The following is a 20,498-nucleotide window of genomic DNA, read 5'->3' as shown; positions in this document are numbered from 1 at the left end:
CCTCGTGCCCGTCGTCTACCGCATCAACATGCGCGACCCCAACAGCCTGTTCCTCACCCAGGCCTTCCGCATGAGAAACCGCGACCTCATCTACGTCTCCAACGCACCCTTCTCCGAGGTCCAGAAGGTCCTCTCCGTGTTCTCCACCGTCGCGAGCCCGCTGACGGCCGGCGCGGCGGTCTATTCGGGCGTGCGCTGAGAAAGTCGGGGCCCCAACGAAAAAGGCTCCCGGAGACCGGGAGCCTTTGATCGACGAGGCCAGGCGTCGGGCCTGTGCGTCATACCGTTCCCGGTTGATCACTTCGTGATGCGGACATGGGCTTCGCTCAGGCGCCGCCGCGCTTGGCCATCAGGCGTTCGATCAGCGATCCGCCCTTCTCCATGTCGGCGAGTTCCTCGGCCACCGCCGTCACCGTCTCGCGGATCTGTTCGGGCGTGTGGTCGGAGGTCATGAAGAACCGCAGCCGCGAGGCCCGCTCCGGCACCGCCGGATGGATGATCGGCTGCACGTTGATGCCGCGCTTGAACAGGCGGTCCGACAGGGTGACGGACTTCAGGGAATCGCCGACGATCACCGGGATCACCGCGAGCCCGAGGCTCGTGCCGGTATCGAGGCCGTGCTTCTTGGCGCAGGCGAGGAAGAGCTGGCCGTTCTGGCGCAGCCGCTCCACCCGCTCGGGCTCGGCATGCATCAGGCCCAGGGCGGCTTCCGCGGCGGCGGCGAGCGGCGGTGACATGCCGACGCTGTAGATGAAGCCGCCGGCCGTGCACTTCAGGTACTCGATCAGGGCGGCCGGGCCGGCGACGTAGCCGCCGCAGGCCGAGAGCGTCTTCGAGAGCGTGCCCATCCAGATGTCGACGGAGCGCGAATCGACGCCGCAATGCTCGGCCAGCCCGATGCCGGTCCGCCCGAGCACGCCGAGGCCGTGGGCGTCGTCGACCATCAGCCAGGCGTTGAAGCGCTCCTTGAGGGCGACGAGGGCTGCCAGGTCCGGCGCGTCGCCGTCCATGCTGTAGAGGCCCTCCACCACGATCAGGGCGCGGCGGTGCTCGTGCCGGGTGGCGCCGAGCAGGGTCTCGAGGGAATCGAGGTCGTTGTGCGCGAAGGAGCGGCGCTGCGCGCCCGAGAGCTTGGCCCCGGTGACGACGCTGTTGTGGATGAGCGCATCGTGGAAGATGACGTCGCCCGGCTCCATCAGGGCGCCGATGGTCGTGACGTTGGTGGCATGCCCGCTCACCATCACGACGCAGGCGTCGGTCTCGTAATGCTCGGCCAGGGCCCGCTCCAGGGAGAGGTGCCCGGGGCGCTCGCCGGCCACGATCCGGCTCGCCGAGGACGAGGTGCCGAACTCGTCGAGCGCCTTGCGGGCGGCCTCGTTGATGTCGGGGTGCCCGTTGAGGCCGAGGTAGTCGTAGGACGAGAAGTTGATGAAGGTCCGCCCGTCGATGCGCGTGGTCGCGCCGGCACGGGTGTCGTGGACCCGGAAGAACGGGTTGCCGAGTCCGATGAGGTTGGCGGCCGAGCGCTGGAGCTTGAGCTCGCGGTAGCCCGGCAGCGATTCGAAGCGCTGGACCGCCGCATCGCCGGAGCCGGCCTCGTTGGCCTTGGCCGCCGGGCGGACCGCGTTGGCGGTGCGCCCGAGCCGATTGGTCACGAAGCCCGCCAGAGCCGCACGACCGCCGTCCGGTCTCGCCGTGTCGGTCATATCAGGATCTCCTTGATGTCGAGGCTGTTCTCTTCCACCAGCGCATGGAAGGGCTGGAGGCTGCGCACGTCGACCCCTTCGCTGGCATGGCGCTGGGCGAGGCTCATGACGGCGGCTGCCGCATCGTCCACCGGGGCGGAGACCGATTGGATCAGCGTCTCGGTCAGCTCCGTGACCGTGAGGCCCGACGAGATGCCGGAGGGCGGCGCCTCGAGGGCGAACCGTTCCTGCAGGCTCGCCCCGAGTTCGACGCCCATCAGGGAGTCGAGGCCGATTTCGGAGAGCTGGCGCACCCGGCTGATGTCGTCCTTGGGCAGGCGCAGGATGCGGGCGATGTCCTCGACGATGGCGTCGGCCACCGTCTTGCGCACCGTGTCGAGATCCTGCGTCTTGAGCAGGGCGCCGATGTGGATCGCGGTGACGGTGCCAGCGTCCATCTGCTGGTCGGAGCCGAGTTCGGCGTAGCTCGGCGAGCGCATGGTCGCCAGGCGCTCGCGGGCCTTGCCCCAGTGCATCGAGGCGATGGCGATCACCGCGTCGTCGGACTCGCGGCCCTGGTTCTCCAGCGCCTCGGCCATCAGGTCGAGGCAGCGGCGGGCGTCCATCGGCGTGACGCCGACACGACCGGCCAGGGTCTCCATCACGGCGCGGTTGCGGGCGAGCACGCCGACGTCGCCGATGGCGCCCCAGGCGACGGCCAGGGCCGGCAGGCCGAGGCGGCGGCGCTGGCGCGCGAGGCCTTCGAGGAAGCCGTTGGCGGCGACATAGGCGCCCTGTCCCGGGTTGCCGATGAAGGTCGTGGCCGACGAGAACAGCACGAAGTAGTCGAGGTCGCGCCCGCGGGTCACCGCGTCGAGATGCTCGGCACCCACCACCTTCGGACGCAGGACCGCGTCGAGGGCGGCGGCATCGATGTTGGCGATCAGGCCGTCCTGCAGCACCATGGCGCCGTGGATGACGCCGGCGAGCCGGCCGCCGTCCGCCTCGATGCCGGCCACCAGGTCCTCCACGGCGGCACGATCGGTGATGTCGCAGGCGCGCGCCTCGACGGTGACGCCCTTGGCCTGCAGTGCGGCCACGGCGGCCTTGGCCTCGTCGCTCGCCGCGCCGTTGCGGCCGACCAGGAGGAGGCGGCGGGCGCCGCGGTCGGCGAGCCAATGCGCCGCTTCGATGCCGAAGCCGCCCAGACCGCCGGTGAGGAGGTGCACGCCCTCGGCCGAGACCGTGAACGGTGTCGTGCGCGCCACCATCACGCTGCCGGCCTTGGGCGGCGCGATGACGATCTTCCCCACGTGTCCCGACTGCTGCATCAGGCGGAAGGCATCCGAGACCTCGTCGGCCGTGAAGGGCTGGTAGGGCAGGGGCTTGAGGCCGCCTTCCTTGAACAGCGCCATCACCTCGCGGAAGAGGCGGGCTCCGTCCTCGCCCTGGTGCTGGAGCACCTGGTCGAGATCGACGCCGAAGTAGGAGAGGTTCCGGCGGAACGGGCGCAGGCCGATGTGGGTGTTGGCGACGTAGTCGCGCTTGCCCAGTTCGATGAAGCGGCCGAACGGCTTGAGGACGTTGAGGCTGCGCTCCATCGCCTCGCCGAACAGGCTGTTGAGGACCACGCCGACGCCGTCGCCGGTGATGCGGCGGACCTCGTCGACGAAGGCGAGCGAACGCGAATCGAGCACGTGCTCGGCGCCCAGCGCCTTGACCAGGGCGCGCTTCTCCCGCGAGCCGGCGGTGGCGATGACGCGCGCGCCCTTCAGCTTGGCGATCTGCAGCGCGGCGAGACCGACGCCGCCGGCGCCCCCGTGGACCAGGACCCACTCGCCCCGCCGCAGGCGGGCGCAGGTGACGAGGCTGTAATAGGCCGTGAGGAAGGCCACCGGCACGGTGGCGGCGGCCTGCGCGTCGAGGCCGGGCGGGCTCGGGGCCACCACGAGTTCGGGGGCGACGATATGGGTCGAGAACCCCGATTGCGCGAAGGCGACCACAGGGTCGCCGGGCTTGAACGCCTTGACGCCCGGACCGATCGAGACGACCCGGCCGGCGACCTCGAGGCCCAGGCGCGGACCGGCGAACCCGTCCTCCAGGATCTCCTCGGGCAGCATCGAGAGCGCCCAGAGCACGTCGCGGAAGTTGAGGCCGGTGGCCTCCACCGCAATCTCGACCTCGCCGAGGCCGGGGGCGCGGCGCTCGGCCGGCCCCCAGGCCATCTCGTTGAGGCCGCCGGTATTGCTGCGCTCCAGCCGCGCGGCCGGGGCGGGCACCGCGTCGGCGCCGGGCCGCCGCGCGGCCTGTCCGGGGGTGAAGCGGATGACGCGGGTGCGGTCGTCGTCGAGGACGATCTCGGTCTCGGGGGTGCCCGACAGGATGAGGTCGCGCAGGCGCTCTGCCGAGCGCTTCGAGGAACTCTCCGCGGAGAGGTCGACCCGGCGCACGTCGAGATTGGCGACCTCGTTGGCCAGCGTGCGGGTGAAGGCCCAGACGCCGGTCTCGACGGCGCTGCCCTCGACCGTCCCGTCGCGGGTGGCGCCGGGGCAGATCACCCACAGGCGGGTCTGGCGCGAGCCGAGATGCTCGACGCAGCGCTTGAGGCTGAGACAGCGGTCGCGCAGGCGGTCGGAGGCCTCGCCCTCGCGCCCGAAGGCCCCGGCGAGGAACACCACGGTATCGGGGGTCTCGCGCTCGAGTTCGAGCAGCGACTGCTCGGAATCGAGGATGATCGAGACGTGGACGCCGCTGGCGACGAGCAGGGTCGCCAGGGAGGAAGCGGTCTCGGCCGCGAAGGCGTCGTGCGAGCCGATGACGAAGGCGAAGCTCTGGCCCGCGGCCGGGCGTTGCCGGGGCGGCGCCTCGGCCAGGAGCAGGAGGTCGTCGCCGTTGGCCGAGACCGCCCGGTCGACGGCCACGCGCACCAGCCCGGTGTCGCTCAAGGAGCGCTGCCAGCCGGTGATGTCGTCGAGGCGTCCCACCGGCATGTCGGTGTCGGACTGGAACCAGCCCGGCGTCAGGCCGAAGACGAGGTCGCGGAACAGCGAGGCGGCCGGCTCGGCGGCCAGGAGCACGCCGCCGGTGGCCAGCGTCTCGGCGAGCCGGTTGAGGAGGCCGCGGTCGCCCCGGTGGAGGACGTCGCTCGCCAGCATCAGGTCGAAGCCGGCCATGGCGAGCTCGGCGGGATCCTCGACGACGGTGACACCGCGCGGCAGGGCGAGGCGGGCACGCTCGGCGAGGCGCCGGTCGGCCTCGAACACGGTGAGCTGCGCCTCGATCCCGTCGGCGAAGGCGGCGACCTGTGCCGAGAGCGGCCCGAACCCGACCTGGAGGAGGCGCAGGGCACGGTCGCGCGGCAGGTGGTCGCGGCAGGCGGTGACGATGCCGGCGATCACGTTCGCCGAGGCGCGGGCGGTGGCGCTGCGCAGGACGAACGCATCGAGGGCGTTCTGCGACAGGGTCGGAACGGTATCGAGTTCGTTGGCCAGGAGCCGGCCGACCACGGCGCCGATGTCCGCGACCAGGACCAGTTCGGCCGAAAGCTCGGGATGATCGGACGCGATCCAGCGCATGATCTCGTCGGGCGCGGGCAGCGACACGTCCTTGCGCAGGGTCCAGCGCCCGTTGTCGAGGGTGGCCAGATCGCTGCTCTCCAGGGCGAACAGCGCGTTGTGGACCCACGGGCGCATGGCCTCGGGTACGCGCTCGTCCACCGCCACGGCGCCCGCGCGCTGCAGGCCTTCGGCGAGACGATAGGCGAGGGAGGTGGCCCAGCCTTCGAGGAGAAGGTGGCCGGGCGCCAAGGGCGATTCGGCGGCGGCACGGGCGGCCTTGGCCTGCGGCCGCAGGATCTCGGCGATGCCGGGCAGGCGCGAGGCGGCGATGGCCGTCGGCTCGGTGGCGAGTTCGGGGCGCTGGGCGATCGCGAAGGCGGCCAGATCGTTGCCGCCCTTGGCCCGCAGGGCCTGGAACCGGCCTTCGCGGATGGTGGCGACGACCTCGCCCTCGGCGTCGACCAGGGTAAAGTCGGCCAGGATGCTGCGCTCGTTGCAGCGCCGGGTGTTGATCATCGCACGGGCGATCACCGCGCCGGGCTTCACGAGCCGGATCTCGCCGAACCGCACCGGCACGTAGGCCTTGTTGGAATCCTCGCCGAGGAGATCGGCGAACAGCAGGATCAACCCGTGGAAACAGGCGTCGAGCCGGGAGGGCACCAGCGCGAAGCGCGGGTCGGCCTCGGCCGGCACCAGCTCCGAGACGATGGTGGTCTCGTCGATGCGCGCACTCAGGGCGACCTGCCGGAAGCTCGGGCCGAAGCCGAGGCCGGACGCCGCCGCCCGGCGGTAGAGCTCGGCGCCCGACACCGCATGGTCGGCCGGGACATGGATGTCGACCCGCTTCGGCACCGCATAGGCGCCGTCGACGATCTTGGCCGAGGCATGAAGCTGCCACGGGGAGGCGGTCAGGCGCGGACGGCTGAGGATCTGGATCTGGTTGCCGCTGCCCGAGAGGCGGACCGTGACCTCGCGCAGGGAGTCCTCGCCGAACACCATCGGCGACTGGATCTCGAGCTCGGCCAGCACCACGGCGTCGCTGCGGGTCGCCTCGCGGGCGACGCTGAGCGCCATCTCGACGAAGGCGGCGCCGGGCAGGATGGCCTGCCCCTCGATGCGGTGGTCGTCGAGTTCGGGCACGGTGGCGACGTCGACGTGGCCGTGCCAGTCGAGGCCGTCGGGGGCGACCCGCGAGCCGGCCAGGGGATGGAACTGGCGCGCGGTGAGGCCGCCGACGCCCTCGGTGGTCTCGGCGAGCCGGAAGCTGCGGCGCTGCCAGGGGTAGAGCGGCAGCGCGACGTCGCCGGCCGGGTTCTCGCCGAACACCGACGCCTCGTCGACGGCGGCTCCCTGGACGAGGGCCAGCGCCATGGCGCGGGCGATCGGATCGCCGCCGGCCGGCTTGCGGTTCATGACGCCGACGGTGGCGATCTCGATGCCGAGCGGCTCGACGGCGTCGCCGATGTGCGAGAGCAGCGCGGCGCGCGGGCCGACTTCCACGAAGATGCGCGCACCCCGGCGGGTCGCCTCCTGCACCGCCTCGCAGAAGCGGACCGGCTCGCGGATGTTGCGCCACCAGTAGCCGGCGCCGAACTGGTTGCCGGCCAGGATCGTGCCGGTGACCGTCGAGACCATGGCGGTGGTGCCAGCGCGGGTCTTGAGGCCGGCCAGATCGCGCAGCAGCGGCTTCTCGGTCGGGTTCATCAACCGGCCGTGGAAGGGATATTCGAGGTCGAGCTTGCGCCCGCGGCGGCGCTTGCGCGCCAGCGCCTTCATGGCCGCGTCGATGGCGGCCACCGGGCCGGCGACGGTGACGGCCTTGGGGCTGTTGTAGGCGGCGATGTCGAGGGTCGGGTAGTCCTTGAGGAAGACCTCGATCTCCTCCACCGGCGCCAGCAGCACCGCCATGGTGCCGAGCCCCCGCGTCGTCTCCTGGTGCAGGCTGCGGTAGAAGATGACCCGCACGGCCTGTTCGAGACTCAGGATCCCGGCGGCCTCGGCGGCGGCGATCTCGCCGACGCTGTGGCCGAGCACGTAGCTCGGATTCAGGCCCGAGGCCCGCAGGGCGGTGGTGGAGGCGCTGGAGATCGCGAAGATCAGGGGCTGGGAGACGCGGGTCTGGACGAGGCGCTCTTCCAGGTCCTCGGCGAACAAGGCCTCCTTGAGCGACCAGCCCGAGAACGCGACGAAGAGCACGTCGATGCGATCGAAGGCGGTGCGGAAGACCGGGTTCTCGGCATAGGCCTCGCGGCCCATCCCGGCCCACTGGCTGCCGTTGCCGGAATAGACGAAGGCGACCTCGGCCGAGCGGTCCACGGCGGTGCCGACCACGGCCGCCTCGTGCTCCTCGCCCTCGGCGATGCCGCGCAGGGCGCCGACCACGTCGGCCCGCAGCGGCACGGCGACACGGGCGGACAGGCGCTCGCGGCGATGGGCGGCGCCGGCCGCGACCCGGTCGATCTCGGCCGGCTCGGCCCCATCGAGGCGCTCGGCGTAATCGAGGGCGAGTTCGTTGAGGGCGGCCCGGCTCTGGGCCGACAGCAGCAGGATCTCCGGGGCCCGCGTCTCGCCCGCCGTCGCCGCCACCGGGGCGGCGTCGGTGAGGATCACGTGGGCGTTGGTGCCGCCGAAGCCGAAGGAGTTGACGCCCGCGAACCGCTCGGCGCCGTTGCGCGGCAGGGCCAGGGGCTTGGTCGCCACCGTCAGGTTGAGGTCGTCGAAGGCGATGTCGGGGTTGAGGGCATCGGCGTGGAGCGAAGCCGGCAGCAGGTCGTGCTCGAGGGCGAGGCTGGCCTTGAGCAGGCCGGCGAGGCCGGAGACCGGCTCGGTGTGGCCGATGTTGCTCTTGATCGAGCCGATCGGCAGCGGCGCCTGGCGCGGGCGGCCGAGCCGGCCGCCGATGGCGCCGGCCTCGATCGGATCGCCGACCTGGGTCCCGGTGCCGTGGGCCTCGACGAAGACGAGCCGGTCGAGGTCGATCTCCGCGTCGCGGTAGACCGCCTCCAGCAGCTCGCCCTGGGCGTAGCCGGAGGGCAGGGAGATGCCCGTGGTGCGCCCGTCGGAATTGACGCCGCTGGCCGCGATGACGCCGCGCACGGTGTTACCGTCGCGGGCGGCCGCCTTGGCCGAGCGCAGCACGAGGACGACGCCGCCCTCGGACCGGACGTAGCCGTCGGCCTGGGCCGAGAACGCGCTGCACAGCCCGCGGCGCGAGAGCATCTGGGCGTTGGAGAAGCAGATGAAGTTGAACGGGCTCGCGAGCAGGTTGACGCCGGCCACGACCGCCGTGTCGATCCGCCCGCTGGCGATGGCCGCCACGGCGGCATCGAGCGCCACGAGGGAGGACGAGCAGGCGGTATCGACCGTGAAGCTCGGGCCCTTGAGGTCGTAGATGTAGGAGATGCGGTTCGACAGGATCGAGAGCGTGTTGCCGGTGGCGGCATAGGCGTCGCCCGACGCGGTATCGAGGACGCGCAGGTTGCCGTAGTCGAGGGAGGAGGCACCGACGAAGACGCCGATCCCGCTGCCGGCCACGCCCGAGGGGCGCAGGCCCGCATCCTCGAGGGCTTCCCAGGTGAGTTCGAGCAGGAGCCGCTGCTGCGGGTCCATCTGCTCGGCCTCGCGCGGCGAGATGCCGAACACCGCCGGATCGAACGACCAGATGTCGTCGAGAACGCCCGCGGCCCAGGTATAGCTCTTGCCGCGCTCCTGGGCACGGGGGTGCCCGAAGCGGTCGAGGACCCAGCGATCGTCCGGAATGCGGCTGACGGCGCAGCGGGCTTCGGAGAGGAGCTGCCAGAGGCCGTCCACGCTCGGCGCACCGGGCAGGCGGCACGACCGGCCGATGATCGCTATGTCTGTACGTTGTGTCACGTTCGGTTCGCACACGCTCTTGAACGGGGAACAAAGCCGACCGCCCCCCAAGGTGGCGATCACCGTCACCCTTAGTATGCACTCACGACGCTGTCCAACCCGGGTCCGAATAGCCAAGCCCATTCGGTGGATGAAACGAAAGACCTGTGGCACGTATTCATCAATGGTACCCCCGGGGGATTGCAGGATCGACAGCGCCGATCTTCACTGTAATTTCAGGTTTCGACCTCACCGAAACCTAACAACGGCCATAATCCTCCGACCCGGTCGGGTTCCGCGACCGTCGCGCCGCCGTCGTCCACAGGCGGATGGGCGATGTCAGCCGTCGAGCCGCAGTCGAGGCATCGACGAGGACATGGCTGCGGCGGCCTCATTGGCGCGATGACACGGCGGCCCTGGCACTGGCCGGACGGCGGCATCCCGAACAGGGCGGGGATATCGCGCAACTCTGCCCGAAGCCGCCGCTGTAGTGTCGATGCAGGACGAACGATCGGTCCGAGCCTGGCGAGATCGCGATGCCCGGTGCGCCCGCGGATGCCGGAGCGAGCGTGTTGCGACGCAACGCCGCCGCTCCGAGGGGCCGTTCAGAGGCGAAAATGCGCCGAGACCCGCGACAGATTGGGATTATAGAACGGGTCCGACCGTAACTGAGGCTCCCAGCGGTCGTGCATCACGCGGATCTCGGCCTCGAACCGCGCCCGTTTCTCGGGCGTGTCCTCGGGTCCGCGGCTCTTCGACTCGTGGTGCATGAGCCGGGCGTGCGGGGTCCACACGATGCGGTAGCCCGCCTGCCTGACCCGCAGGCACAGGTCGACGTCGTTGAAGGCGACGGCGAGATGCTCGGCGTCGAACCCCCCCACCTGCGCGAACACGCCGGCCCGCATGGCGAGGCAGGCCCCGGTGACGCCGGACACCTCCTGCGACAGGGTCATGCGCGCGAAGTAGCCGGGGTCGTCGCCATCGAGCCCGAGGTGGCTGTGGCCGGCGACCCCGCCGATGCCGAGCACGATGCCGCCGTGCTGCAGGGTGCCGTCCGGATAGAGGAGCTTGGCGCCGACCGCCCCGACCTCGGGATCGACAGCGATGGAGACGAGTTCGCGCAGCCAGCCCTCCTCGACGACCTCGATGTCGTTGTTGAGGAACAGCAGCACGCTGCCCCGCGCCGCGGCCGCGCCGCGGTTGGAGAGATCCGAGAAGTTGAAGCCCCCCGGCACGCGCACGATCCGCACCCGCGGCTCGTTCGCGTAGCGCGCGAACAGGTCGCGGGTCGCCGGTTCGCGGCTGTCGTTGTCGACGACCACCACCTCGAGCGGGCCGTAGGCTGTGCGCTCGAGCAGGCCGTCGAGGGCGACCGCGAGCAGTTCCGCGCGGTCCCGCGTCGGCACGATCACCGAGACGAGGGGGCTCGGCTGCGGCACCGGCCGGACGAGCCGGTTGAAGCCGTAGGGGCCGCGCTCGGCCCGCCCGCCCGAGGGCTCCACCACCTCCGCCAGCGCCCGCAGGCGTGCGGCCTCGGCCCGGGCCAGGGCCCTGTCCGAAAAGGTGCCCGAGCCGCCCGCCGCCCGCCAGTGGTAGAGGACCTTGGGGATGTGCCGCACCCGGGCGGGGTCGAGCCCGGCCGACAGCCGCAGCAGCAGGTCGTGATCCTGACTCCCTTCGAAGCCCGGCCGAAGTCCGCCCACCGCCAGCAGCGTCTCGCGGCGCACCACGGTGAGGTGGTTGATGTAGTTCTGCCCGTAGAGCAGTTCGCGGTTGTAGTCCGACTTGAAATGCGGCTCGAACCGGCGGCCGCGTCCGTCGATCTTGTCCTCGTCGCTGTAGACGAGGTCGAGGGCCGGATCGGCCCGCAGGGCCGCGGCGACCTGATAGAGGGCGGTCTCGGCCAGGACGTCGTCGTGGTCGAGGAAGGCGACGTGGCTGCCCTCGGCCATGGCGATGGCGTCGTTGGTCGCCCGCGCGATGTGGCCGTTCTCGTCGCGCCGAAGGACCCGGATGCGGGGGTCGCGCGCGGCGTGGCGGGCGATCAGGCGCGGGATCGCCGGGTCGGTGGAGGCGTCGTCGACGAGACAGAGCTGCCAGTGCGGATAGATCTGCCGGCGCACCGAGCGCAGGGCCGCGGCCAGGACGCGGGGTGCCGGATCGTAGACCGGCATGACCACGGACAGGAGCGGCGGATCCCGCCACTCCGCGATCTCCCGGCGCAGCCGCCGCCGGTCGGCCTCGTGGAGCGTGTCGAAGCGGCGGATCCATTCGCGATAGGCGGTCTCGCCGCGGTGGCCGAGGGCGCGGGCGAGGAAGCCGCGGGCCCGCACCTTGAGACCGAGGCAGCGCCAGTAGAGCGCCTTCGACGTCAGGGTGGGCTGGCGCAGGAAGGCCTGGAGCAGGAGCGAGGGGCGCCGGCGACGGCGGATCGACAGGTCGGAGACCGAGACCGACTGGTCGCGCGAGAGCGGCGTCAGGCGCAGGCCGAGCAGGGCGCCGGGCAGGCAGCCGGTCCAGCCGAAGCTGTCGTTGCCCTGGGCCGTCTCGGGCAGGTTCTGGACGACGCTGCCGTCGGGCCCCGAAGAGACGGCATCGAGCAGGAAGCGCCCGACGCCGCCGCTGCCGGCGTCGCGCAGGCGGATCGTCACCCAGGTCCCGGCGAGGCGGCGACCGGCGAGGTCGAGCCAGAAGGTCTGCCCGTCGCGGCTCATGGACAGGGCTTCGCGCCGCCCGACGCCGCGGGACAACCGCACCGAGGGCGGCGACCGGACCACGACCGGACCGTTCGTCACGAGTCGGTCCAGCCCTTGGAGACGGCGTTGAGGACCGCGTCCGACATGGCGATGTCGAAGACCAGCATGTCTTCGGCGAGCTTGACCGCCCGCAGGCGCTCGGCGAGGGCGCGCGCCGCATCGGGGATCGGTGCCGGCGTCGGCACGGGCTCCAGGATGCCGAGGCGGTCGTAGAGGGTGGTCATGAACGCCTTGAAGAAGCGGCGGTGCCCGACGATGCCGACGCGGGACAGAACCTCGATGGCGACGATGGAATTGCCCGGATGGACGCGGTCGTCGGGCAGTTTGGTCCCGCACAGCCGGGTGAGGGGGTTGAAGAGCAAGTGGTAGGCCGGCTCGGGCAGCATCCTGAACAGCCGCTTGAGGCTCTTGGCGTCGTCGAGGGCGTGCCCCGCCACGTATTCGGCCGCCTCGGCGACGCTGCCCAGGCGCCAGCGCTGCCTCGGGTCGGCGGCGACGACGGCGCGGTCCTGCAGCCAGAGGAGGCGGGTGGCCATCTCGATGAAGGGATCGTGGACGAGGAGGGTCGTCAGCGTGTCGTCGCCCTGCAGGAAGCCCTCGTAGCGCGGCAGGATGATCGCGCCCGACTGGAACGAGGAGGTCATCCAGGGGCTCTCGAACAGGACCCGGGCCACCTCCTCCGAAAACCGGCCGACGCCGAAGTAGCTCTGCTGGAAGTGGTCGAACAGCGCCGTCTCGATCACCGTCTCGGGGTGGATGCTCGTGTTGACGAGGACGACCTTCTTGCGGACGACGTTCGGGTGGGGCGCCCGGCGATAGACGAGGACGTTGGTCTCGACGTCGTAGATCTCGACGCGCCGCGCCTGCGCCAGGCCGGGGAACTCGGCCTCCTCCACGACGAAGACGCACTGCCCGGTGGCATGCCAGCCGGCCGCCCGGATGGCGTCGTCCGTCACCCGGGTCGGGATCTCCGCCACGCGCTCGCCCTCGATGACGACGGCGATGCGACCGATCGCGGTCGGGTTGTCGGGAACGACCCAGCCGCGGACGGCATGGCCGAGATCATGATCGACGTAGAACCGCATTCCTCAGCCGCTGACCCATCGCATCACCCGCCTCGTGGGCATCGCATCACGCCCGGCCATCGATCCCCCGTCGTGCGCAGGGGATCGTGCGCAGGGGCTCGTGCCGCTCCCGCGAGCCCATAGCGCACTTTCGCGCAGGATGCAGCGAGGCACCCGCCAGGGGAGGCGGCCGGCCTTCGCTCGGACGACCGCCGCCGATTATCTTGCCGTCCCCGGCCAGCTTGAGCTTGCAACGCCATCGGGCAGAAGCTATAGGCCGCACCTCGCCGGGGCGGATCGCTCCGGTGCGGGCGCGTAGCTCAGCGGGAGAGCACTACCTTGACATGGTAGGGGTCACAGGTTCGATCCCTGTCGCGCCCACCAAATAACTCGCTGATGTCATTGGATAATCTCCAAGGCGGGTTGAGGATAACACGGTTTTCTAGACGTTCCCACCGGTCGCGCCGAACCTGAACGGGTTCGATACCGGGTCGTCGGCAGGTTCAGGCCGACCGAAGCAACACCTCCTCCGGGCCGTCATCCAGTTCGAGAGCAGCCGCGCTGCGGCTCAGGGCCTCGGGGCTGAACCGCGCATAGATGGCGCGGGTGATCTTCGGGTTGGAATGCCCGAGATGCGAAGCGATCTCCTCCATGGGCACGCCTTGCTCGGCCTGACGCACCGCCGCTGAATGGCGCAGCAGATGGGGGTGGACGTGCGGAAGGCCGGCAGCTTCGGCGGCGGTGGCCAGCCCGCGCTTGACCGACTTCACCGGCTCGCCGGCCCACTCGATCACGTAGTCGCTCATTGCGCCGGCACGGGCCGCCAGAAGGCGCGTCTTGATGGTGCGGGTCATCGGCACCACCGCCCGGCCCTTGTGCGGCACGGTGATCTCAGGGTCTTCGAGGTCGATCTTGTTGCGCTCAAAGTCGCACCGATCCCACGTCAGACCGAGAATTGCAGCCGCGCGCCCGGCGGTCCCGTAGGCGAGATGGACGAACAGTGCGAGGTGCGGCGCCTTGCAGGCGTCGGCCAAGGCGCGGACCTGAAATGCGGTAAGGTGCCGTTCTTTCCGGGTGGTCGCGGCGGGCCGCTCAATCGCTGGCGCCTCGCTGATAAGGCGGTGCTTCTTGGCCCACACGAGGACCATGCGCAGCCGGCCCAACTCGGTCAGGATCGTGTTGTCCTTCCGCCCGGCAGCGCGGCGCTCGGCCGTATGCGCCCGGCAATCGGCGATGGTGATGGCCTCGCCGTTCAGCGCGCCGAAGCGGGCTTCCAACGCCTTCCACTCGTAGGGCATGATCGCGGCCACGGCCCGGCCGCTCATATCCACGAGGTAGGCGTCCCATAGCTCCTTCACGGTTCGGCCTTCCGGCTTAGTCCGTTCGGCATAGACCGCAGGCGCAAGCCGTCGAGCTTCGCTCGGGTCAGAGGTGCCAAGGCGGTAACGTTTCCGTTTGCCGTCTCGCCAGAACGAGAGGACGCACTCTCCGTTGAGCTTCCCGATTTCATAAGGGTCTGGCACTCGATCTCCTCCACGGCCGAAAGCGGGATGCGCAGCAGCTTGCCGCCGAGGCGAAAGTGCCCAAGATCGCCACGCTTCGCCATGTTGCGGACGTGGCGCTCGGAGCAGCCCCAGCGGGCCGCGACGAGGGCGGGGGTGAGGACGGCGGCGGTCAGGGGTGGGGTCATGCTGCATCTCCAAAGAAGCATCCGCAGCCGCCCATTTCCGAAGCCTCGGCGCGGGTGAGATCGCGGGTTCGGAGGGTTTCGAGCGTGAGCGGTTTCTTGCCGCCGCCACGGCGATCGGTGAGCATCGACACGTCGCCGAGGACGGATCGGATCTTGGCCTCACGCTGCTCGGCGTAGGCGTACCGCTCTGGGAACACCTGAAGCATCAGCTTCCACATGCCCTGACCCGCCTTGCAGCAGGCGCCGCCGCAGTTGTTGTGACTGAAGCCCAAGGCGTTTAGGCGCGGGAGCCAGAGACCCGCCATGAAGATGCGATTGCGGCGGCCAAGCCACGACGAGTAAGGCGGCTCGCAAAGCGGGGCGACGAAGGTCCAGCCGGCCTCGGCCATTCGACGGCGCAGGCCTTTGGTTGCGGGCTTGGTCCCACGCGCCGGGGCGCCCTCGAACCGCTCGATCTCCTCATGGTCGATGCCGACCACGACCAAGGTGTCAGCCGGGTCGCAATGCTGCTTCAGCCAGCGGTCCGAAAGGTGCCGCTTGAGGATCTTGCTGCACGGGTCGGCCGACGAGTTGCCGAGGAACCGCTCGGCTTCGAACACATCCCAAGGGTCGCGGCCGTCCGAAATCCAATGCAACCCCGGTAGGACGCGGCGAGTCCGGTCGGCAAGATCCAGAACGAACGCCTTGTAGGCTCCACGGTCCTCCCACGCGGGAAAGTCGGCGATCTCCGGCAGCGCGCCCTTAGGAAGCGTGACGCCGTGCAAGGTCGCCACGCCAGCGATCAGAAACCGATATGCGTCTTGGTCCTCCATAAGGACGTCTGTGAACAAAGCCTCGATGCGCTGACCCGTGCGGCGCTGGTAGGCGTCGGCGCCGGACCACGAGCCCGTGCCGCCGGATACCTTTGCGATGACGCGGAGGCTGGACATCTCACCCATGGGTCACCCCCTCCACAGCCCCGTCCAGGGTTAGGGGGGTGGTGGACTTGCGGCGGGCAGGCGCGATCATGCCGGCCTCCCGGACACGGCCTGACCCTGGTGGGCCCCCATGCGCCTGACCCGTGCGATGGCAGCCGCCAGGGCCCCGGATCGAGGCGCGGTCTGACGCGGCGCAGGCGAAGCCCTGCGGTGGCCCTCGTCGGCCAGGAATCGGCGCAGATGCGACACGAGCCGATGAGCTTCGGCGGTCGCAGCGGCGTGAGCATCCACGGCGTCGACAGCCCGGCGCGTCTCGGGGCAGTCGTCCGGAACGCCGATGCTTTCGGCTAGGCGCCGGCAGCGGTCCTGATGGATGGCGGAAGCCTCGAGGGCGGCACCAAGGGCGGCGAGGTCGTATTGCGAGGCGAGGTCTGCGAGGCTCAGCATGGCGAGGCCTCCGCTGCCGTCAGAACGATGCGGCCACCCCACGTCGTCGCTATCCCGAGCCCGAACGGATGCAGGTTGCGCCTCACCTGGCGCAGGTAGAGCGACAGGTCGTGGGACGTGCCAATATCGGCCACCCGCGCTGCCTCGGCTCGCAATGTCTCGGTCTTCGGCAGCGCGCCGAGGATGTGGCCTGTCAGGCCGTAGACCCGGCCGCTCCGGAGGCTGACCCGAAGATTGCCACGGCGCAGGCAGCGCGCCTCCCGGTCGAAAATGATCGCGGCCGGGTTGGCGGCGGCTGCGGCGAGGCCACCGGTGTCGACCGCGATGACCTTAGGAGGCGAGGCCAAGGGCGTGAGCATGGCAGGGTTCCTCATGGCGTTCGGGGCGGGGAGGCGACGCGTCATGGCGTGGGCCTCCGGTTGTCGACGGCGATCTTGGTGAGCGGCTTGGTGGCGCGGTTCTGCGGAGGTCTCGGCGCAAAGCCGGCGGACTGGATCTCTCGCTTTGGCGCATGGGCCCCGAAATGCCGGGTCTCCCGACGAACGGCCCTGGCGATGGCTGGCGCGTCCTGAGTGGCCGTCTTGGCGCTGTGGCAGCCCTTGCGGTGCGCTGGCGCGAGGTTGCTCTCCTCGTCCTCGCCGAAGAGGGCGAGCGGGATGATGTGGTCCAGGTCCCAGCCCTCGCCGGGGTCGATCTTGCCGCCGCAGACGTGGCAGGTGTGGTTGTGCGCCTTCAGGATGCGGAGGCGGACCTTGTCGGAGCGGCGCTTACGCATGACGCAGCCCCGTCAGATGAGACCATGTCCGCCCAGTTCGGATGTTGAAGATTGCAGACGGAGTGACACCTAGCCGGGCGGCGGCCTGCCGGTTGGTCTCAGGTGAAGTCAGAAGCTCCATGACCTGAGCTTCACCGAGGCGGCACGCACTCGACTTTACTCCGCGCCGGATCGCCGCTCGGCGCCGGCCCTTTCGATCCATGTCCGCGATATTCTCGGCGCGCGTGCCGAGCCAAAGGTGGTTCGGATTGCAACACGGAGGGTTGTCACAGGAATGGCAGACGTTCAGGTCGCCAGGGTCGCGACCGGACGAAAAAGTGAAGGCAATCCTGTGCGCCAGCGTGGTGGCGTGACCAACAAGATTGCAGACGCCATACCCCGACTCGTTGATCTGCCCAGACCACGGCCAGCAGGTATCATCGGCCCTCTTGTCGACTCGGCTCCAAAAGCTCTCGGATGCTGCCGCCAACGCGCGCGCCCGCTTTGCAGACAGCTCGCAGTTCCGCGAGCAGTACTGAGGTCTCGCGCGCCGGCTTTTGGCAAGGCCGTAGGCGCGCTCAAACCGCCCCTTGCAGTGGCTGCACTCAAAACTGGTCGCCCGTGACGTCTTCGGGAGGCCATCAAAGTTTCCATGCCGAATCCAAAGCTGGTAGTGCCGATTGCAGGCCGGGCCACCGCCACTCCGCAGCAGCGCGTTTTGTTCGCAGCCCTTGGCAGAGCAAGGAAGATCCCTCACCTTCACGACCGCACGCCAAAGCCCGCCAGGGCTTCCTCGAGCTTCCCGCCTGTCGCCGGAGACAGGGCGCAATCGGTATCCGGATCGCGGCAATCGGCGACGGCGGCGAGCATGGCGGCAACCGCGCTGGGTCCGGCGTTGATGATCTGTGCGATGTCGCCAGCCTGCCGCAGAGGGCCGGGCCAGATCAGGGTGACGGGCTCGGGCGGCACGCCGGAGAAGGTGATCCAGGTACGGCCGTCCTCGTCGCGACGACCGAACTCGACCCGAAGCGCGGGCGCCTGCGGTGCTGACCGCTTGGCTTTCGCGGCACTCATGGCCAAGTGATCCCGAGCCAGAGAGCCATGCCCACGATCGCCACGCTCGCGCCGGACCAGAAACCGATCAGCGTCCACTCGGTGACGGCAAAGACGGCCGGGCCATTATCGTTCACGGCCGGCTTTTCGACGGCCTCGGAGATGGAGAAGGTGCGGGCCATGGCGTCAGGCCAGCGCGAGTGCGGGGAGGGCGGCGACCATGGCGGCGCCGCGAGCGTGGGCGGCGCGCATCCCGCTTTCGTCGGCCGCGCAGATCTCGCAGGGCCGGGCAGGCGCGCGGGTGGCAGCGATCCGAACCGCCTCGTCGTTCATGCTCAGCCGGGCTGTGACGGCCTCGGCGAGATGCGTGGAGTTGGCGTAGCCGTGGTCGGGCGGCAGAGCCCCTGACAGCGCCTGGACGAACACGCTGCGCAGGTCGTCGAGCGCAAGCTCCATGGCGTTGCGGCGGCCGTCGGCGAAGCGGCGCCCCTCCTTCGCCAAATCCCCGGTGGTGACCCCCTCGTAGGAGAGGCGCACCACCATCCCGGCCATCGCCATGATCCGGTCGCAGGCCAAGCGGGCCTGATCCATCACGTCATCGGCGGTCGCGGTGGGCTCGAATGTCTCGGGCATGCTGAACGGGGCGCTCATGACGACCTCACAGGGATGGGCGGGGGATGGGGCAGGCGGCACGCCGAGGCTCCGGCGTGGAGGGCGCGGGCGTCAGGCGGCGATCTGATCGCGGGCGGCCACGGCACGCTCGACGGCGAGCTTCGCGGCGGCACGGCCAGCAAGGCTGAGCTCGAAGACGTCGGGGAGGTCGACACCGCCGACCTGGGCAATCACCCTGCAGTCGCGAATGACCACGCAACCAATCTCGGTGGTGCCGTCGCAGTACCGGTCACCACGGCGGCGCTCGCCGATGCGCGGGGCGGCCCAGAAGCGGACGGCCATGAGAGACCGGACAGCGGTAACGGATGAGGCCTCAGCCTCGGCGCGGCGCTTGGCGTTAGCAGCATTGCGGCGCGCCTCGCGCTCGGCGGTCAAGTAGCCGACTTGGCGGCGGCGGGGGATGTCGCCAAAGCGGTTGAAAGGGGTGGGCATCGGGTGGCTCCATCGCGTACGGCGATGAAGCAATGTTCCCCATTATGGGGAGGATCGTCAACCCCATTTTGGGGCGATTTCGAGTTTCTTCATCCACAGCCGTCCACAGGCCCGGATTATGTTCTTGCTTCGTTCTCATTTGGGCGCTTCCATAGGCCCAGAGGCAGAGGAAGCGAACCGATGGCAGGCAAGGATCTCTACGGCGTCCAGACGTTCCTGCACGACCGTGAGGGCAAGCTCACGGCAGGTCGGTTCCTGGCGTGCAAGGACGCTGACGAGGCGAGGCGCGCAGCTTCGGCAAAGGTAGCCGGCGGCCACGCGGCCGGATCGGCGGCGTTCTACCGCCGGGGCGCTGGCGAGTTCGACGAGGGGGAGGCGGTCACGCTCGAGGTTTTCGGCATCGTGCCGCCCGGCGTCACAGACGCGCTGCCGTTTTAGGAGATCCCCATGCCTGTTATCTGGGACAACCCCTGCGGCCACAACATTATCGCCACACGGCGCTGCAAGGCATGCGGAGAGGAGGGCGTGCGAACCCTATGGTCGAGGCCGTGGGAGTTCGCCAACGAAGCCTTCGCCTCGTGTCTTGAGGAGACGCCCCTGACGATCCCAGACATAGGCAGCATGCTGAAGGACGCGCCATTTAAGTGCACCGGGTGCGGCGGGGCTGACGCGAGGATTGTCGCCCTCTCAATGGATACCACCTCGATCCCGTTTTAGCTCAGGCTCGCACTGAGACTTCGGTGAGGAGGCTAACCCATTACCTTGGCCGTCTACGTAATAGTCCCGCCAGGGTCGGCGGATGCGCTACCCTTTTGACTCACCTTGCAAGCGGCTGCGCAGGCTTGACGCCTGGCGGAAGCGACACGGGTGGTTGCGACTTTTCTGCCTGCTCTTTGGCCGCGGCAGCAACAACATCACGGACCGACATACCGCGACTAAATATTGCATCGCCATATGTCATAATAGCAAGTATTAATGCTGAAATAGCCAACCCAGTAGCAATAGTAGTCACTACTACCGTGTTTCGTGTTGATCGGTAGTCCTGTCTTACCTCAGAGCGAGCAGTAGCAATTTCTACCCTCGAATGTTCGCTTGATTCCAGAAGACGGTCTAGCTTGGCATTGATTTCGACAAAGCGAGCTTCTCCGCGAGCTTCCGCCGCCTCTAATTTCAGATCGACGTACTCACGGTCAGATGCCATTTTATTGATTCTATCATCAGAATTGGACGTATTCAACGCCTCGGGCTTCAAGGGCACCAAGCGCAGCTTTGCAGAAAGTTGAGCCGCAGTAAAATCGCTCAAGAAAGATGACCTTTCTGTAGAAAGTTTTGCATGATATGGTTGCAATAAGCCAAAACCTTTTTTGATTCATTTCCAGATTTTACGATTTTTTCCTTAATATCATCACCCCTAACCTCCCCGGTTTCATTGATTTTTACAATAATTGCCGAGATTAATTCTTGTGTAGTAAAAATTGATGACATAATCAGATAGTTTGTAGCTATAATCTTATCAATATCACGAGCATTAAGCGTGACTGGATCATTTTTCAAGACAAGCGCACGCCATGCTTCTATCTCGTCTTCAGTTAGTTGATCCATATCTTCGGACATGATTA

The 20,498-nt window shown here is 68.9% G+C and carries 17 protein-coding genes, 1 tRNA gene and 1 pseudogene; 3 read left to right on the top strand and 16 right to left on the bottom strand.

The features are described from left to right. A pseudogene (locus ASF39_RS04370) lies at window positions 1-199 on the top strand (sugar transporter); the annotation flags it as partial. A 127-nt stretch (window positions 200-326) separates the two neighbouring features. On the opposite strand, the gene ASF39_RS04365 reads toward ASF39_RS04370, so the two are convergent. The 4 genes from ASF39_RS04365 to ASF39_RS04350 form a co-directional block, all read right to left on the bottom strand. Then, window positions 327-1,706, bottom strand: a complete 1,380-nt coding sequence (locus ASF39_RS04365) for an aminotransferase class I/II-fold pyridoxal phosphate-dependent enzyme (RefSeq protein ID WP_055882698.1) — start codon at window positions 1,704-1,706, stop codon at window positions 327-329. Then, window positions 1,703-9,115, bottom strand: a complete 7,413-nt coding sequence (locus ASF39_RS04360) for a type I polyketide synthase (RefSeq protein ID WP_156648368.1) — start codon at window positions 9,113-9,115, stop codon at window positions 1,703-1,705. The genes ASF39_RS04365 and ASF39_RS04360 overlap by 4 nt, the downstream gene beginning before the upstream one ends. A 584-nt stretch (window positions 9,116-9,699) precedes the next feature. After that, on the bottom strand, window positions 9,700-11,808 hold the full coding sequence (locus ASF39_RS04355; RefSeq protein WP_082494357.1) for a glycosyltransferase family 2 protein: 2,109 nt from the start codon (window positions 11,806-11,808) through the stop codon (window positions 9,700-9,702). A 77-nt stretch (window positions 11,809-11,885) separates the two neighbouring features. Further along, a complete protein-coding gene (locus ASF39_RS04350; RefSeq protein WP_055882705.1) occupies window positions 11,886-12,935 on the bottom strand; it encodes a hypothetical protein in 1,050 nt (349 codons plus the stop codon). 288 nt (window positions 12,936-13,223) lie between these two features. Here ASF39_RS04350 and ASF39_RS04345 point away from each other — a divergent pair. Further along, window positions 13,224-13,298: transfer RNA gene (locus ASF39_RS04345), tRNA-Val, on the top strand. Window positions 13,299-13,417: 119 nt separating this feature from the next. Here ASF39_RS04345 and ASF39_RS04340 read toward each other — a convergent pair. From ASF39_RS04340 to ASF39_RS04310, 10 genes are all read right to left on the bottom strand, one after another. Continuing rightward, on the bottom strand, window positions 13,418-14,272 hold the full coding sequence (locus tag ASF39_RS04340) for a site-specific integrase (RefSeq protein ID WP_082494352.1): 855 nt from the start codon (window positions 14,270-14,272) through the stop codon (window positions 13,418-13,420). After that, on the bottom strand, window positions 14,269-14,604 hold the full coding sequence (locus tag ASF39_RS20215) for a helix-turn-helix domain-containing protein (protein WP_162240574.1): 336 nt from the start codon (window positions 14,602-14,604) through the stop codon (window positions 14,269-14,271). Before ASF39_RS20215 ends, ASF39_RS04340 begins: the two co-directional genes overlap by 4 nt. Further along, window positions 14,601-15,542: a hypothetical protein gene (locus ASF39_RS04335; protein ID WP_056281336.1), complete on the bottom strand. Its 942-nt coding sequence runs from the start codon at window positions 15,540-15,542 to the stop codon at window positions 14,601-14,603. The genes ASF39_RS20215 and ASF39_RS04335 overlap by 4 nt, the downstream gene beginning before the upstream one ends. Window positions 15,543-15,608: 66 nt before the next feature. Continuing rightward, window positions 15,609-15,968, bottom strand: coding sequence for a hypothetical protein (locus ASF39_RS21040; protein WP_156648366.1), 360 nt, complete (start codon window positions 15,966-15,968; stop codon window positions 15,609-15,611). Then, a complete protein-coding gene (locus ASF39_RS04330; protein WP_210168652.1) occupies window positions 15,962-16,372 on the bottom strand; it encodes a hypothetical protein in 411 nt (136 codons plus the stop codon). Before ASF39_RS04330 ends, ASF39_RS21040 begins: the two co-directional genes overlap by 7 nt. Next, a complete protein-coding gene (locus ASF39_RS04325; protein WP_056281331.1) occupies window positions 16,369-16,743 on the bottom strand; it encodes an HNH endonuclease signature motif containing protein in 375 nt (124 codons plus the stop codon). Before ASF39_RS04325 ends, ASF39_RS04330 begins: the two co-directional genes overlap by 4 nt. A gap of 738 nt (window positions 16,744-17,481) precedes the next feature. Further along, window positions 17,482-17,796, bottom strand: coding sequence for a hypothetical protein (locus ASF39_RS21605; protein WP_056281329.1), 315 nt, complete (start codon window positions 17,794-17,796; stop codon window positions 17,482-17,484). Continuing rightward, on the bottom strand, window positions 17,793-17,957 hold the full coding sequence (locus tag ASF39_RS21035; RefSeq protein ID WP_156648363.1) for a hypothetical protein: 165 nt from the start codon (window positions 17,955-17,957) through the stop codon (window positions 17,793-17,795). The genes ASF39_RS21605 and ASF39_RS21035 overlap by 4 nt, the downstream gene beginning before the upstream one ends. A gap of 4 nt (window positions 17,958-17,961) precedes the next feature. Beyond that, complete coding sequence (locus ASF39_RS04315) at window positions 17,962-18,426, bottom strand: hypothetical protein (protein WP_056281327.1); 465 nt, start codon at window positions 18,424-18,426, stop codon at window positions 17,962-17,964. Between the two features lie 72 nt (window positions 18,427-18,498). Further along, window positions 18,499-18,879 (bottom strand): hypothetical protein, encoded by a 381-nt coding sequence (locus ASF39_RS04310; protein ID WP_056281325.1) that lies wholly within the window; start codon window positions 18,877-18,879, stop codon window positions 18,499-18,501. A 180-nt stretch (window positions 18,880-19,059) separates the two neighbouring features. Here ASF39_RS04310 and ASF39_RS04305 point away from each other — a divergent pair, with 180 nt between their 5' ends. Continuing rightward, the gene (locus ASF39_RS04305; protein WP_056281323.1) at window positions 19,060-19,317 is read left to right on the top strand and encodes a hypothetical protein; all 258 of its coding nucleotides are present in this window, start codon (window positions 19,060-19,062) and stop codon (window positions 19,315-19,317) included. 379 nt (window positions 19,318-19,696) lie between these two features. Here the strand turns inward: ASF39_RS04305 and ASF39_RS21030 are convergent, their stop codons facing one another. Both ASF39_RS21030 and ASF39_RS21025 read right to left on the bottom strand, forming a co-directional pair. Further along, a complete protein-coding gene (locus tag ASF39_RS21030) occupies window positions 19,697-20,182 on the bottom strand; it encodes a hypothetical protein (RefSeq protein ID WP_156648361.1) in 486 nt (161 codons plus the stop codon). Beyond that, window positions 20,179-20,493 carry a hypothetical protein gene (locus ASF39_RS21025; RefSeq protein WP_156648359.1) on the bottom strand — a complete coding sequence of 105 codons (315 nt, stop codon included), beginning with the start codon at window positions 20,491-20,493 and terminating at the stop codon, window positions 20,179-20,181. The genes ASF39_RS21030 and ASF39_RS21025 overlap by 4 nt, the downstream gene beginning before the upstream one ends. Window positions 20,494-20,498 lie beyond the last annotated feature (5 nt).

The organism is Methylobacterium sp. Leaf108, assembly GCF_001423265.1.
Classification (GTDB): domain Bacteria; phylum Pseudomonadota; class Alphaproteobacteria; order Rhizobiales; family Beijerinckiaceae; genus Methylobacterium.
This window is presented reverse-complemented; position numbering and strand designations above follow the sequence as displayed.